Genomic DNA, 16845 nt, shown 5'->3' on the forward strand with positions numbered 1-16845 from the left:
CCCCCATGCCTTGTCGGTGGTCATCAGCCGTTCTCTCCCAGCGCAAGGTGGATGAGGCTTTCGGCGTCCATGTCGTCGATCGTGTTCTCGTCGTCCCGCCCGGCGGGTTCCGTCGGTGGCGCGCTGGTGGTGATCTCCAACAGCGCCTCCAGCACACCCGCCGCGCGGAGCCGGTCCAGCGGGACGGTCGCGAGCGTGGCCCGCAGGGCCGCCTCGTCGGCCGGGCTGACGGGCGGCAGCAGGCGGTCCCGCAGGTGCGCGGCCAGCTCCGCCGGAGTCGGGTGGTCGAACACCAGGGCCGCGGGTAGCCGTAGCCCGGTCGCGGTGGTGACGCGGTCCCGCAGTTCGACCGCGGTCAGGGAGTCGAATCCCAGGTCCCGGAACGCGCGGTCTGGTCGTACGGAGGAGAGGTCGTCGAGGCCGAGCACGAGTGCGGCCCGTTCGCGGACCAGGTCGAGCAGCAGTTGGTCCCGTTCGAGGCCGGAGAGCTCGGCGAGCCGCGTTCGGAGCGTCCGCGACTCCTCCTCGGATCGAGGGGAGTCGGTGGCGTCGGCGGCGGGGGCCTCGGTGAGGTCGGCGAGCAGGGGACTCGGCCGGAACGTGGTGAACGCGGGGACGAACCGCCGCCAGTCCACGTCGACGACCACCAGCTCGTCCTCGTCGTGGTCGAGTGCCCCGCCCAGGGCCGCCAGGGCGTCCCCGGGGGGCATCGGGGTGAGTCCGAGGCTGGTCAGTTGGTCCCCGCCTCCCGAGGCCATGTTCTCGCCCGCCCACCACCCCCAGGCGATGGCGGTGGCGCGGCGGCCGAGGGCCCGCCGGCGCCGGGCGAGCGCGTCGAGCGCGGCGTTCGCGGCGGCGTAGGCGCCTTGGCGGGCGCTTCCCCAGATCCCGGCGATCGAGGAGAACAGGACGAACGCGTCCAGGTCGTCGTCGAGGAGCTCGTCGAGGTGGAGCGCACCGGCCACCTTGCCGGACAGTGCCCGATCCAGCGCCGTTCGGTCGAGGTCGGTGATCGCCCCGGCGAGGTTGACGCCGGCCGCGTGCACGACCGCGCGCACCGGGTCGCCCTGGGCGCGCAGTCCGGCGACCACCTCGGCCACCTGGTCGCGGTCGCCGAGGTCGCAGGCGAGGATGTCGACGCGGGCACCGGACGCGGTCAGTTCGGCCCGCAGGTCCGAGGCTCCCGGTGCCCGCGGTCCGCTCCTGCTGGTGAGCACGAGGTGTTCGGCGCCGCGGTCCACGAGCCACCGTGCGACGTGCGCGCCCAGTGCCCCCGTGCCCCCGGTGATCAGCACCGTGCCCCTGGGTGTCCAGGGTGCGGCCGTGGTGCCGGTCTGGGGCGCGCGGGTGAGCCGCCTACCGTGTGCTCCGTCGCGCCGGACCGCGATCTGGTCCTCGCCGCCCGGCGCGGCGAGCAGCCCGCACAGCAGTTCGGTGACGGGTTCCGCGAGGTCCTCCCCGGGCGGCACGTCGACCAACCCGCCCCAGGTGCGGGGGAGTTCGAGCGCGACCACGCGCCCGAGGCCCCAGGCCTGCGCCTGGGCCGGGTCGGGTGGCCCGTCGTCGGGTCCGACCCGCACCGCCCCCGGGTGACGCACCAGAGGGGGGCGCGGAGCCCGAGTTCGTCGACCGCTCGTGCGAGCGCCACGATCCCGGCGGCCACGGCGGGGTCGTTGGCGTCGGCGGGGCTCGAGGGCATGGTGAGCACGCCGGCCGGTTCGGCGCCGTCGAGCGCGGACCGCAGGTCCTCGGCCGACACCTCCCCGTCGGGCAGCACGCGCACGTCGGCACCTCGGCGGGCGAGCGCGTCGAGCAGCGTCGCCGGCGGGTCGGTGGCCACGACGAGCCACGTCCCGGTCAGCACCGGCTGGGGCGGGGGCGCCAGTGGCCGCCACTCGACCCGGTATCGCCAGGAGCCCGGTGAGGACGCTCGCGCGGGGGCGGCGGCCTCGGGCCAGAAGCGCTGGTGTTGGAACGCGTAGGTGGGCAGGTCCACCCGGCTGGGCCGGGCCGGTGCGAGGACCCCGTCCCAGTCGAGCGCCGCCCCCCGGGTGTGCAGGCGCGCCACCGCGTTGGCGACGCACCCGACCTCGTCGGTCGCGCGGTCCCCGCGAAGCAGCGGGACGAACGTGATCGAGCCCGGGGCCCCCGGAACGTTGTCCCGGCCGGCGGCGCTCAACACCCCGTCCGGACCCAACTCCAGGAAGGTGGTGACGCCGTGCTCGGCCAGGACCCGGATGCCGTCGGCGAACCGGACGGTCTCCCGGACCTGCCGCACCCAGTAGCCGGGGTCGGCCCACTCGTCCCCGACAGTCGCGCCGGTCACCGACGAGACCGAGGAGATGCTTGGCGCGGTGTAGGTGAGCCGCTCCGCGACGGCGCGGAACTCGTCGAGGACCGGGTCCATCCGCGCGGAGTGGAAGGCGTGGCTCACCCGCAGGCGCCGGGACTTCCGATCAGGCAACCGGTCCACGAGGGCGGCGACGGCGTCCTCGTCGCCGGAGAGCACCACCGACTCCGGGCCGTTCACGGCGGCCACCGACACCCCCTCGGCCAGGAGTGGGAGCACCTCGGCCTCGGTGGCCCGCACGGACACCATCGACCCGCCGGGCGGCAACGCCCCCATCAACCGGCCACGTGCCGCCACCAAGGCGCTCGCGTCGGCGAGGGACAGCACACCGGCCACGTGGGCGGCGGCCAGTTCGCCGACGGAGTGGCCGAGGACGAAGTCCGGTCGGAGCCCCCACGACTCGAGCAACCGGAACAGCGCGACCTCGATGGCGAACAGCCCGGCCTGCGCGTACTCGGTCCGGTGCACCGCCTCCGCGTCGGCGAACACGACCTCCGCGACCGGGCGGTCGAGGTGCCCGTCCAGTTCGGCGCAGACCGCGTCGAAGGCCTCGGCGAACACCGGGTGCGCCTCGTGCAGCGCGCGTCCCATGCCGACCCGTTGGGAACCCTGCCCGGAGAACAGGTACCCGGTCGCCCCGGCGGAGACGACGTCCCGCACCAGGTGCGGTGACTCGGCGCCGTCCCGGAGCGCCACCAGGCCCCGGCGGAGTTCCTCCGGACCGGTGCCGAGCACCACGGCCCGGTGGTCGAGCGCCGCTCGTGTGGTGGCCAGGGACCAGCCGACGTCGACGGGGTCGGCTGGTCCGTCCACCAGGTCGAGCAGCCGGCCCGCCTGGGCGGTGAGAGCGGCCGGGGAGCGGCCGGACACGGGCCAGTGGAGCACGGGGGGCGTCGACGTCGGTGGACGCGGCCCGGTCCCGGGGGCCTCGTCCTCCTCGCGGGGCCGTTCCACCAGCACGTGCGCGTTGGTGCCGCTGATCCCGAAGGAGGACACCGCGGCCCGTCTCGGCCCGGTCCCGGGGGGCCATTCCGCCGCGTCGGTCAACAGCGACACGGAACCCTCGGACCAGTCCACGTGGGTCGAGGGTTCGTCGACGTGCAAGGTGCGCGGGAGGACGCCGTACCGCATGGCCTGCACCATCTTGATCACGCCCGCGACCCCGGCGGCGGACTGGGTGTGGCCGATGTTCGACTTCACCGAACCGAGCAGCAGTGGGCGGTCACGCTCCTGGCCGTAGGTGGCGAGCACGGCCTGCGCCTCGATCGGATCGCCGAGGGTCGTGCCGGTGCCGTGCGCCTCCACGACGTCCACCTCGGACGTCGTGAGCCGGGCGTTGGCCAGTGCCTGCCTGATCACGCGTTGCTGGGACGGGCCGTTGGGCGCCGTCAACCCGTTCGACGCGCCGTCCTGGTTGATCGCGGAACCCCGCACCACGGCGAGGACGGGATGCCCGTGCCGGCGGGCGTCCGACAGGCGTTCCACCAGGAGCACTCCGACGCCTTCCGCCATGCCGAAGCCGTCGGCGGTGTCGGCGAAGGCCTTGCACCTGCCGTCTGCCGCCAGCCCGCGTTGGCGGCTGAACTCCACGAACGGCCCCGGGGTGGCCATCACGGTCACGCCCCCGGCCAGGGCCATGTCGCACTCCCCCAACCGCAGCCCCTGGACGGCGAGGTGCAGCGCGACCAGGGAGGACGAGCAGGCCGTGTCGACCGTGACGGCTGGCCCCTCCAGCCCGAAGGTGTAGGCGACCCGACCGGAGACGACGCTGCCGGCGGTGCCCGTCACGAGGTGGCCCTCGGCCTCGTCGCCCATGCCCTCGAGGAGGGCCGCGTAGCCGGAGGCCGCCGCTCCGGCGTAGACACCGGTCCGGCTGCCCCGCATCGACAGCGGGTCGATCCCAGCCCGTTCGAACACCTCCCACGACGTCTCCAACAACAGCCGCTGCTGCGGGTCCATCGCCAGCGCCTCCCTGGGGGAGATCCCGAACAGCTCCGGGTCGAACGCGGCCACGTCGTCGAGGAAGCCGCCGGCGGCCACGTAGGAGGTGCCGTGGTGGTCGGGGTCGGGGTCGTGCAGCGCGGCCACGTCCCAGCCGCGGTCTCCCGGCAACCCCGAGATGGCGTCGCGCCCGTCCAACAACAACCGCCACAGCTGGTCCGGATCGCTGACGCCGCCGGGGAACCGGCAGCTCATGGCGACGATCGCGACGGGTTCGTCGCCGGCGGCGGAGGCGCGCACCGGCGCGTCGTCGGCGATCTGGCCCAGTGCCTGAGCACGCAGCCAGGCGGCCAGTGCCGCCGGGCTCGGATGGTCGAAGACGAGCGTGGCGGGCAACGGCAGGCCGGTGGCCGTGGCCAGCCGGTTGCGCAGTTCGACCGCCGTCAGGGAGTCGAAGCCCAGTTCGCGGAAGGCCCTCGAGTCGGTCACGGCGCTCGAGGTGGCGTGGCCGAGGACGGCGGCGGCGTGAGCGCGGACGAGATCGAGCACGAACCGCTCGGCGTCGGCCACGGGCAGCCCCCGCAGCTGGTGGGCGAGACCGATGTCCGACGGTGCCGAGGTCGAGGCGACGGGTCGCGGAGGTGGCAGCACCAGTCCGCGCAGGAGCGGGGGCACCCGGGTCCCGGTGCTGTCCCGCCCGAAGTCGAGGCGCGCGGCCAGCAGGAAGGGATCGGCCGAACCGGTGGCGGCGTCGAGCAACGCGAGACCGTCCTCGGTGGGCAGCGGGGACATGCCGGACCGGGACATGCGGGTCAGCTCGCCGTCACCGAGCGCGGCGGTCAGCCCGCTGCGGTGCTCCCACAACCCCCAGCCGATCGACTGCCCGACGAGACCCTCGGTGCGCCGGTGGTGCGCGAGCGCGTCGAGGTAGGCGTTGGCCGCCGCGTAGTTGGCCTGCCCCGGACCACCGAAGGTGGCCGCGGCGGAGGAGAACAGGACGAAGGCCGCCAGGTCGTCCCCGGCGGTGAGGTCGTGCAGGTGCCGCGCCGAGGTCATCTTGGGACGCAGCACCCCGGCCAGCCGTTGGGGGGTGAGTTCCGTGAGGACACCGTCGTCCAACGCGCCCGCCGCGTGCACGACGGCGGTGAGCGGGTGTTCCGCTGGCACGGCCGCGAGCACGGCCGCGAGGGCGTCGCGGTCGGCGACGTCACACGCGGCGAACACCGCCTCCGCGCCCAGCTCCGCGAGGTCATCGGCCAGGGCGCCCGCGGAGGGCGCGGTGGCGCCACCGCGGCTGACCAGCAGGAACCGTCGGATCCCGTGCTGGTTCGCCAGGTGACGGGCCACCAGGCCGCCCAGCACGCCGGTGGCGCCCGTGATCAGCGCGGTGCCCGCCGGGTCGAGCGGCGCGGGCACCGTCAGGATGACCTTCCCGGTGTGGCGGGCCTGGCTGAGGAACCGGAACGCCTCGGGTGCCCGCCGGACGTCCCAGGCCGTCACCGGCAGGGGGTGGACCACGCCCTGGTCGGCGAGGGTGAGGATGTCGGTGAGCATCCGCTGGATCCGGTCGTCCCCGGCGGACATCAGTTCGAACGCCTGGTAGCGCACGCCGTCGTGCGCTTCGGCGACCGCCTCGGCGTCCCGCACGTCGGTCTTGCCCATTTCGACGAAGCGCCCACCGGGGCCGAGCAGCCGCAGCGAGGCGTCGACGTACTCGCCGGCCAGCGAGTTCAGCACGACGTCGACGCCGCCACCGAAACGCCGCTCGAACTCGAGGGTGCGGGAGGAGGCACGGTGGTCGTCGGGGAGGCCCATCGCCCGCAGGGTGCCCTGTTTGGCCTCGCTGGCGGTGCCGTACACGTCCGCGCCGAGGTGCCTGGCGAGCTGGACGGCGGCCATCCCGACACCGCCGGTGGCCGCGTGGACGAGCACGGACTCGCCGGCGCGCAGCCCCGCCAGGTCGACCAGGCCGTGGTAGGCGGTCAGGAACGCCACCGGAACGGAGGCGGCCTCCCCGAAGGACCACCCGGCGGGCATCGGGGCGAGCAGTGGGCGGCGGGTCACCGCCACCGGCCCGAACGACCCGGCGAAGATGCCGAGCACCCGGTCACCCGGTGCCAGTCCTGCCACGCCGGTTCCGACCTCGGTCACGACGCCGGCGCCCTCGAAACCGAGGGGCCCCGGTTCACCCGGGTACATCCCGAGCGCGGTCAACGCGTCGCGGAAGTTGAGGCCCGCCGCGCGCACCGCGACCCGCACGTCGTCCGGGCCGAGCGGTGCCAGTGCCTCCGGGCACGGGACGAGGGCGAGGTTCTCCAGCGTGCCGGGCCCCGTGGTCGCCAGCCGCCACGCCGGCTCGCCCACCGGTGGTGTCAACGCGGGTGTCGTGCCTCGGGCCAGCCGGGGAACGAGCACGGTGCCGGCCCGCACCGCGAACTGCGGCTCGTCGAGGCCGAGGGCCGAGGCCAGGAGCCCGTCGGGCATCCCGAGGTCGTCGATGTCCACCAGGGTGAAGCGACCGGGGTGCTCCGACTGGGCGGACCGCAGCATCCCCCACACCGGGGCCTGGTCCAGGTCCACCCGGTCCGCCGGGGTCACCGCCACGGCCAGGCGGGTCACCACCACGAGCCGGGCCGTGGGATGCCGGTCCTGGACCAGCCAGTCCCGCAGGGTCCGGAGCAGCGCGGTGAGCGGCTCGGCCCCCTCACCCGGGGGGCAGGCGACGGCGACGAGGTCGGGGGACTCGTCCGCCCGGACCGTCCTGACGCCGGCCTCGGCCAGCCACGCGGCGAGTGCGCCGTCGTCCGGTTCGGCGACGGCGACGGTCGGCCCCTCGGCGGGGGTCAGTGCCGGCACCGTCCAGTCGAGCCGGAACAGGTCGTCGTGCCGGGCCGCGGCCGGGGCCTCCAGGGCGTCGGGCGCGGGTCGCGCCACCATCGCCTCCACGGTGGCGACGGGCGCGCCGGCCGGGTCGGCGAGGTCGATCCGGACCGCGTCCTCCCCGGCCGGGGAGAGCCGGACCCGCACCTCGGACGCACCGGAGGCGTGCAGGCGGACGCCCCGCCACACGAACGGCAACCTGGGCCGGTCGTCGTCGGGGAAGAACGCGCCGAGCCCGCTCGCCTGCACCGCGGCGTCGAGCAGCGCCGGGTGCAGGCCGTACGCGGTGGCCTCGCCGGCCAGCTCCGGGGGCAGGGTCACCTCGGCGACGACCTCGTCCCCCGTTCTCCAGGCGGCACGCAGCCCCTGGAAGGCCGGGCCGTAGTCGTAGCCGCGGTCGGCGAGGCGCTGGTAGGTCCCGGTGAGGTCGACGGGCGTGCCCTCCGACCAGCCGCCGACGTCCGGTTGGGCACCGTCCCGGGTGAGGGATCCGGTGGCGTGCCGCGTCCAGGGCGCGTCCTCCCCGGCACCGTCGGGTCGGCAGTGCACCGCGAGGGACCGGGTGCCGGTCGCGTCCGGTGCCCCGACCACCAGCTGGACGGCGACCCCGCCGTGGGCCGGGAGGACCAGCGGCTGTTCGAGCACCAGCTCGGCGAGGCGGTCGCAGCCGGTGGCGTCCCCCGCGCGGAGCGCGAGTTCCACGAACGCGGTGCCCGGCAGCAGGACGGTGCCCAGGACGCGGTGGTCGGTCAGCCAGGACGTCGACGTCCGGGACAGCCTGGACGTGAACAGGTACCCGTCCCCCTCCGCGAGGGGGAGCGCGGCGCCGAGCAGCGGGTGCGCGGGTTCGTCGAGGCCGGCGGCGGTGACGTCACCGGAGGTCCTCGCCCCGTCGGGCCAGTACCGTTCGCGTTGGAACGGGTAGGTCGGCAGCTCCACCCGGCTTCCGCCGCGCACGACCTCCCGCCACGCCACGGGAACGCCGAGGACGTGCAGCGCGGCGGCCGAGCGCAGGAACGCGGTGGTGCCGTCCTCGTCGCGACGGAGGGTTCCGGTGACGATGGCGCCGGTGACGCCGGCGTCCTCCGTGGTCTCCTGGACTGCCATCGCCAGCACCGGGTGGGGGCTGACCTCGACGAACACCGTGTAGCCCTGCTCTGCCAGCCGCCGGGTCGCGTGTTCGAACCGCACCGTGTGGCGCAGGTTGCGGTACCAGTACTCGCCGTCGAGGGAGTCCGGGTCGGCCCAGTCGACCTCGACCGTGGAGAAGAACGGGACCGTGCCGGTGACCGGTGTGATCCCCGCGAGTTCGTCGCGCAGCCGGTCCCGGATCAGTTCCACCTGCGGGGAGTGCGAGGCGTAGTCCACGGCTACTCGTCTGGCGCGGACCCCGTCGGCCCGCAGCCGTTCCACGAGCTCGTCGAGCGCGGCGGGCGGGCCGGAGACGACCACCGAGGACGGGCCGTTCACGGCGGCCACCGCCGTTCCCCCGCCCGCGCCGAGCAGTGGCCGGACCCGCTCGACCGGAGCGGAGACCGCGACCATGCCCCCGAGGCCCGCGAGCTCGGCGAGCGCGCGGCTGCGGAGCGCGACGACCCTCGCGGCGTCGTCGAGCGGGAGTGCTCCGGCCACGCAGGCGGCGGCGATCTCCCCCTGGGAGTGGCCGAGGACGGCGGCGGGTTCGACACCGGCGGAGCGCCACAGGGCGGCGAGCGACACCATCACGGCGAACAGCACGGGCTGGACCACGTCGACCCGGTCCAGGGACGGCGCGCCGGGTACGCCCCGGAGCACGTCGACGGGTGACCAGTCCACCACGGCCGTCAACGCGTCCGCGCACTCGCCGAACCGCCGCGCGAACACGGGCGAGTTGTCGAGCAGGTCCAGCGCCATCCCAGTCCACTGCGAACCCTGTCCGGGGAACACGAACACGGTCCGCCCCGGTACCTCGGCGATCCCCGTGACCACGTCCGGCGACGGGGCGCCGGACGCCAGCGCGGTCAGGCCGGTCACCAGGCTGGGCAGGTCGGCGCCGGTCAGGACCGCGCGGTGGCTGAAGGTGGCGCGGCCGTCGGCGAGCGAGCGGGCGAGGTCGACCGGCCGCGTCTCCGGGTGGCGGGACAGGTGGTCGCGCAGGCGGTCGGCCTGCGCGAGCAGCGCGGGTCCGGTGCGGCCGGACAGGACCAGCGGCACCGCCCCGCGCGGTCCCTCGTCCCGTTCCTGGGCGGCGGGCGGCGCCCCTTCGAGGATGGCGTGCGCGTTGGTGCCGCTGATCCCGAAGGACGACACCCCCGCCAGCCGCGACCCCCCGTCGTCCCGCCACGGGCGGGGTTCGGTCAGCAGGGCCAGCGCGCCGCTGCTCCAGTCGACGTGCGGGGACGGTTGGGTGACGTGCAGGGTGCGCGGCAGCTGCTCGCGTCGCAACGCCTGCACCATCTTGATCACCCCGGCGACGCCGGCGGCGGCCTGGGTGTGGCCGATGTTCGACTTGACCGATCCCAGCCACAGCGGTCGTTCCGGCGACCGGTCGGCGCCGTAGGTGGCGAGCAGCGCCTGCGCCTCGATCGGGTCACCGAGGACCGTGCCCGTGCCGTGCGCCTCGACGGCGTCCACCTGGTCGGCCGTCACGCCGGCGTCGCGCAGCGCCTGCCGGATGACGTCCTGCTGGGCGGGGCCGTTCGGCGCGGTCAGGCCGTTGGAGGCGCCGTCGGAGTTGACCGCCGTGCCGCGTACCAGCGCGAGCACCGGGTGGTTGTTGCGGCGGGCGTCGGACAGCCGCTCCAGCAGCAGGACACCCGCCCCCTCCGACCAGCCGGTGCCCTCGGCGTCAGCGGCGAAGGACCGGCAGCGGCCGTCGGTGGCGAGGCCGCCCTGCCTGCTGAACTCGCTGAAGATGCCGGACTCCGCCATGACGGTCACCCCACCGGCGAGTGCCATCACGCAGTCGCCGGCGCGCAACGCGCGCACCGCGAGGTGCAGGGCCACCAACGACGAGGAGCACGCCGTGTCCACCGAGACCGCCGGCCCCTCCAGGCCGAAGGTGTAGGCGACGCGGCCGGAGGCGACGCTGGCCGCCGTGCCGGTGAGGACATGTCCGGCTGGTGCGTCCGGCAGCCCCCGGAGGGCTGAGGCGTACCCGGACGACGAGGTTCCGGTGAAGACGCCGATCCGTTCGCCCCGGACCAGCGCCGGGTCGATGCCGGCTCGTTCGAACGTCTCCCAGGACGTCTCCAGGAGCAGCCGCTGCTGCGGGTCCATCGCCAACGCCTCGCGGGGCGAGATGTTGAAGAACTCGGCGTCGAAGTCGGGGACGTCGTACAGGAATCCGCCCTGTGCGGTCACCGACTCGTTCTCGTGCCAGCCCCGGTCGGTGGGGAATCCGGCGATGCCGTCCCCGCCGGCGGCCACGAGGTCCCACAGCCCGTCGGGGTCGGTGACGCCTCCCGGGTAGCGGCAGCTCATCGCCACGATCGCGACCGGCTCGGCCGAGGGGGTCACCGCCGGGGCGGGACCGGTGCGCTCGCGGAGCCCGGTGAGTTCGGTGTCGAGCCGTTCGGCGAGCGCGGTCGGGGTGGGGTGGTCGAAGACCAGCGATGCGGGCAACCGCGAACCGGTGGCCGCGGCGATGCGGTTGCGCAGTTCCACTGAGGTCAGGGAGTCGAAACCGAGGTCGGAGAACGCCCGGTCCGGTCGGATCGCGGTGGTGTCGGCGTGTCCGAGGACCGCGGCCACGGTGACCCGCACCAGTTCGAGCAGCGCGTGCGCCCGTTCGGTGTCGGGCAGTGCGGCGAGACCGGCGCCGGTCGGGCGGTCCGGGGTGGACGGGACGGCGGGACGGCGGCGGGAGGCCCGCACGAGGCCGCGCAGCGGATCCGGCACCGGTTGCCCGGCCGCCGGGTCGAGGTGCAACCGCACTGGCGCGACGACGGGGTCGTCGCGCCGCACCGCGGCGTCGAACAACGCGAGTCCCGTCTCCTCGGAGAGGGGACGCAGCCCGGTACCGGCCAGCCGCGCCGGGTCCGTGGCCATGCCGGTGGTGGGCTCCCACGGCCCCCAGGCGAGGGACACCGCCGGCAGCCCCCGGGCACGCCGCAGTTCGGCCAGTCGGTCGAGGAACGCGTTGGCGGCGGCGTAGTTGCCCTGGCCTGGGGCGCCGAGCAGTCCGGCGGTCGACGAGTACAGCACGAAGGCGGACAGGTCGAGGTGTTCCGTTGCCTGGTGCAGGTGCCAGGCGCCCGCGACCTTGGGGCGCAGCACCCGGTCGAGCGCGTCGTCGTCGAGTGTGGCGACGACGGCGTCGTCGAGGACCCCGGCCGCGTGCACGACGACGGTCAGCGGGTGTTCCGGGGGGATGTCCGAGACGAGGCGTGCGACGTCGTCGGGGTCGGCCACGTCGCAGGCCACCGAGGTGACGGTCGCGCCGAGATCGGTGAGCGGGACCACGACCCCGTCGGTGTCGGCGCGGCCGCCCCGGCTGGCCAGGACCACGTGCCGGACCTGGTGCGCGGCGACCAGGTGCCGGGCCAACGCGGTGCCGAGGGCGCCGGTGCCGCCCGTGACGAGCGCGGTGCCGTCGGGGTGCGGGGCGGGTGGCACGGTGAGCACCACCTTGCCGACGTGCCGTGCCTGGCTGAGGTGGCGGAAGGCCTCCGGTGCCCGGCGCACGTCCCAGGTGGTGACGGGCAGCGGGGTCAGCTTCCCCTGGTCGAAGAGCGCGAGGAGTTCGGACAGCATGGCCGCGATGCGGTCCGGCCCGGCGTCGATCACGTCGAACGCCTGGTACCGCACGCCGTCGTACGCCTCGGCCACGGCGAGGGGGTCGCGGACGTCGGTCTTGCCCATCTCCACGAACCGCCCGCCGGGGGCCAGCAGGCGCAGGGAGGCGTCGACGAACGGGCCGGCGAGCGCGTCGAGCACGACGTCCACGCCGCGTCCGCCGGTGGTCGCGCGGAAGCGCTCCTCGAACCCGAGGGTGCGTGACGAGGCGAGGTGGTCCTCCGCGAACCCCAGGTCGCGCAGCGTCCCCCGCTTGCCGTCGCTGGCGGTGCCGAACACCTCCGCTCCCAGGTGACGCGCCACCTGGGTCGCGGCCATCCCCACGCCGCCGGCGGCGGCGTGCACGAGGACGGCCTCCCCTTGCCGCAGCTCGGCGAGGTCCACCAGCGCGTGGTAGGCGGTGAGGAACACGATCGGCACCGATGCGGCCCGCTCGTACGACCAGCCGTCCGGGATCGGTGCCACCAACCGGTGATCGGTGACGGCGAACGGGCCGAACCCGCCGGTCAGCAGGCCCAACACACGGTCGCCCTCGGCGAGGCCCGGCACGTCCGGACCGACCTCGGTGACCACGCCGGCGCCCTCGATGCCCATGGTGGCCTGGCCGGGGTACAGGTCGAGCGCGATCAGGACGTCGCGGAAGTTCAGCCCGGCGGCCCGGACGGCGACCCGGACCTCGCCTGGGCGCAGCGCCCGGTTGGCGTCGGGCACGGGGAGGAGCCGCAGACCGTCGAGGGTGCCGCCGCCCTCGGTGTCCAACCGCCAGGCCCGCCGCGCGGGTGGGGTGAGGACGACGTCGTCCGCCTCGGCGAGGCGCGGCACGTAGGTGGTCCCCGCGCGCGCGGCGACCTGCTGGGCCTCGCCCCGCAGGGCGGCGGCCACGCTGGCCGTGTCGGTGTCGTCGGTGTCCAGCAGGACGAACCGGCCGGGGTGCTCCGACTGGGCCGAGCGGACCAGCCCCCACACCGCGGCCGCGGCGGGGTCCGGTTCGTCGTCGGTCCCGCAGCTCACGGCCCGTCGTGTCACGATCGCGAGCCTGGAGTCGGAGAACCGGTCGTCGGCCAGCCAGTCCTGGACGAGTCGGAGTGCCCGGCGCACCGCCTCCCGGGCCGCGGCCGCCAGGTCGGGGTCGTCCTCGGGCACGAGCCGCGCGATGACCAGCTCCGGGGTGGTGGTCAGCGCGGTGAGGTCGCCGTCGGGGTCCAGCACCGCGTACCGGGGAGCTTCCTCGGTCGACGCGGGCTGAGCCCGCCACCCGGCGCGGAGCAGGACGCCGGGGTGCCGGGGTGCGGTCGCCGCGCCGGGGCGGAGGACGAGCGAGTCGACGGCCGCGACGGAACGCCCCTCGGTGTCGGTGAGCAGGAGCGCGACGGCGTCCCGTCCGACCACGGTGATCCGTGCTCGGACCGTGGTGGCGCCGGTGGTGCGCAACCTGGCCCCGCCCCACGAGAACGGCAGCCGACCGCGGTCGTCCTCGGCGTCGCCGGTCAGCAGTCCGCTCACGCCGAGCACGTGGAGGCCGGCGTCGAGCAGCGCCGGGTGCAGCCCGAACCCGGCGGTGCCGGTGGGGGGCAGTGCCAGCTCGGCGAACACCTCGTCGCCGCGTCGCCAGGCCGCGCGCGCGCCGCGGAACACCGGGCCGTAGTGGAACCCCCGGGGCGCCAGCTGGTCGTAGAGGTCGTCGAGGTCGAGGGGGGTGGCGCCGGGCGGGGGCCAGCTCTCCTGGCCGGCCGGCGGCTCGGTCACGTCGGGTGCCAGGGCACCGGTCGCGTGCTCGGTCCACGGTTCACCGGGTTCGCCCGAGGGGCGGGAGTGCATCGTGATGGGCCGGCGGCCGTCGTCGTCGGCCGCTCCCACGAGCAGTTGCAGCGTGACTCGGCCGTGTTCGGGCAGGGCCAGGGGGGCGCGCAGGGTCAGTTCCTCGACCGCCTCGCACCCGGCGACCTCACCGGCGTGCAGGGCGAGGTCGAGGAACGCGGTGCCCGGCAGGAGCACGGTGCCTCGGACGACGTGGTCGGCGAGCCACGGGTGCGTCGCGGTGGACAGGGTGCCGGTGAAGGCGAACTCGTCGCTGCCCGCGAGCCCGACGGTCGCGGCGAGCAGCGGGTGCCCACCCGGGGAAAGACCCAGCCGTCCGAGGTCGCCGCTGGGCAGGGTGGCGTCGTCCGGCCAGAACCGGGTGCGTTGGAAGGGGTAGGTGGGCAGGTCGACGCGGCGGGTGCCCGTTCCGGTGTGGAAGGCCCGCCAGTCGACGGGAACACCGAGGGTGTGCAGCGCTCCGAGCGCGGTCACCAGGGTGGACGGTTCGTCCCGGTCGACCCGGGTGGTCGGGACGAACAGCGCGTCGGCCTCGCCCGCGCATTCCTGGCCCATCCCGGTCAGCACCCCGTCCGGGCCCACCTCGAGGAACGCGACGACGTCGTGGTCGAGCAGCCACCGGACGCCGTCGGCGAACCGGACTGCCTCGCGGACGTGCCGAACCCAGTAGTCGGGGTCGGCCATCTCGGCGGACACCGCGGTGCCCGTCAGGTTGGACACGATCGGGATTCCGGGCTCCTCGTAGCGCAGTCCCCGCACGACCCGGCGGAACTCGTCGAGCATCCCTTCCATCCGCCCGGAGTGGAAGGCGTGGCTCACCCGGAGCCGCTTCGTCCGGCTGCCCCGTTCCCGGAGCCGGTCGGCGACCGCGAGGACCGCGTCCTCGTCACCGGAGAGCACCACGGACCGCGGGCCGTTGACCGCGGCGACCGACACCCCGGGGGCCAACAGCTCCCGGACCTCCGCCTCGGTCGCCCGGACGGACACCATGGCCCCGCCCGGCGGCAGGGCCTGCATCAACCGGCCGCGCGCGGCGACCAGGGCGCACGCGTCGTCGAGCGCGAGGACCCCCGCGACGTGCGCCGCCGCCACCTCACCGATCGAATGACCGAGCAGGAAGTGCGGGCGTACCCCCCACGAGGTCAGCAGCCGGTGCAGCGCGACCTCGAACGCGAAGATCCCCGCCTGCGCGTGGATGGTCTGGTCGAGCACGTCGCCGTCGACCAGTACCTCGGCCACCGGGCGGTCGAGGTGCTGGTCGAGTTCCGCGCACACCGCGTCGAACGCCTCCGCGAACACCGGGTACGCGGCGGCCAGTTCCCGTCCCATCCCGGGGCGCTGGGAGCCCTGACCGGTGAACAGGAACGCCAGCGGCGCGTCCTCGCGGGCGGTTCCGACGACGGCGGTGGCCGAGGGGGTCCGCTCGGCCACGGCGGTCAGCCCGCGCAGCAACGCCACGTCGTCCCGGCCGACGACGACGGCCCGGTGCTCCAGGTGGGAGCGGGTGGTCGCCAGGGAGAACCCGACGTCGCCGGGGGCATGGTCGTCGACGTGGGCGGCCAGCAGCTCGGCCCGCTCGGCCAGTGCGGCCTCGGACCGGGCGGAGAGCACCCACGCGTGCACCGGCAGCGGCCGGGCCGTCGCGTCGGCGGTCGTGGTCGTGGCCGGCGGTTCCTCCAGCACGACGTGCGCGTTGGTGCCGCTCATCCCGAAGGACGACACGGCCGCCCGTCGCGGTCGGTCCGACTCGGGCCAGGGGACGCTCTCGGTCAGAAGCGACACCGCGCCCGCCGACCAGTCGACCCGGGTGTTGGCCACCTCGGCGTGCAGGGTGCGGGGCAGCACACCGTGCCGCATCGCCTGGACCACCTTGATCACGCCGGCGACCCCGGCCGCGGCCGCGGTGTGGCCGATGTTGGACTTCAGCGAGCCGAGCCAGAGGGGGCGGTCCTCGGGGCGGTTTTGACCGTAGGTCGCCAGCAGCGCCTGCGCCTCGATCGGATCGCCCAGGGCCGTGCCCGTGCCGTGCGCCTCCACCACGTCCACGTCGGCCGGTGACAGGCGGGCGTTGGCCAGGGCCTGCCGGATCACCCGCTGCTGTGACGGACCGTTCGGCACGGTCAGTCCGCTGCTCGCCCCGTCGGAGTTCATGGCGCTGCCCCGCACGACCGCCAGTACCCGGTCGCCGTCGCGGAGCGCGTCGGAGAGCGTGCGCAGGACGAGCATCCCCACGCCCTCGCCCCAGCCCGTGCCGTCGGCACCGTCGGCGAACGCCTTGCACCGGCCGTCCACTGCCAGCCCCCGCTGCCTGCTGAACTCCAGGAACGCCGCGGGGGTGCACATGACGGCGACGCCACCGGCCAACGCCGTCGTGCACTCGCCCCTGCGCAGTGCCTCGCAGGCCCAGTGCAGCGCCACCAGCGAGGACGAGCAGGCGGTGTCCACGGTGGCCACCGGGCCCTCGAAGCCGAAGGTGTAGGCGATCCGACCGGACATCACGCTCGCGGCACTGCCGGTGGCGAGGTGGCCGCCGAGCTCGTCGGCCACCGACGTGAGCAGCGCGCTGTAGTCCTGGGCGTTCGAACCGACGAAGACCCCCGTCCTGCTGCCCCGGAGCCGGTCCGGGTCGATGCCGGCGTCCTCGAGGGCGGTCCACGACGTCTCCAGCAGCAGCCGCTGCTGCGGGTCCATCGCCAGGGCCTCGCGGGGTGAGATGCCGAAGAAGTCCGCGTCGAACTCACCGACCCGGTCGAGGAACCCGCCCTGGTCGGTGTAGGAGGTGCCGGGACGGTCCGGGTCCGGGTCGTGCAGGCCGTCGAGGTCCCAGCCCCGGTCGGTGGGGAAACCCCGGACGGCGTCGACACCGTCGGCGACGAGCCGCCACAGCTCCGCCGGCGAGTCGGCGCCCGGGTAGCGGCAGCTCATCCCGACGATCGCCACTGGCTCGTGCTCGGCGGCCTCCACCTCGTGCAGGCGTTGCCGGGTCTGCCGGAGCTCGGTGGTCATCCACTTCAGGTGGTCGAGCAGCTCCTGCTCAGTCGACATGGCCACCGCACCCCTCGTCGTTGGGGACCGTCGTC

Annotated in this window: 2 protein-coding genes; both read right to left on the reverse strand. The window is 75.0% G+C overall.

All coding sequences use genetic code 11. The features are described from left to right. Positions 1 to 23: 23 nt before the first annotated feature. Positions 24 to 1295: a beta-ketoacyl reductase gene (locus tag G443_RS25965; protein WP_253860129.1), complete on the reverse strand. Its 1272-nt coding sequence runs from the start codon at positions 1293 to 1295 to the stop codon at positions 24 to 26. Then, on the reverse strand, positions 1289 to 16810 hold the full coding sequence (locus G443_RS04400) for a type I polyketide synthase (RefSeq protein ID WP_253860130.1): 15522 nt from the start codon (positions 16808 to 16810) through the stop codon (positions 1289 to 1291). The genes G443_RS25965 and G443_RS04400 overlap by 7 nt, the downstream gene beginning before the upstream one ends. Positions 16811 to 16845: the final 35 nt, after the last annotated feature.

Source organism: Actinoalloteichus caeruleus DSM 43889 (assembly GCF_000429185.2).
Taxonomy (GTDB): domain Bacteria; phylum Actinomycetota; class Actinomycetes; order Mycobacteriales; family Pseudonocardiaceae; genus Actinoalloteichus_B; species Actinoalloteichus_B caeruleus.

Excerpts from the sequence above, each read along its gene's own strand:
- G443_RS04400 (WP_253860130.1), bottom strand. The coding sequence starts at position 16,810 with ATGTCGACTGAGCAGGAGCTGCTCGACCACCTGAAGTGGATGACCACC.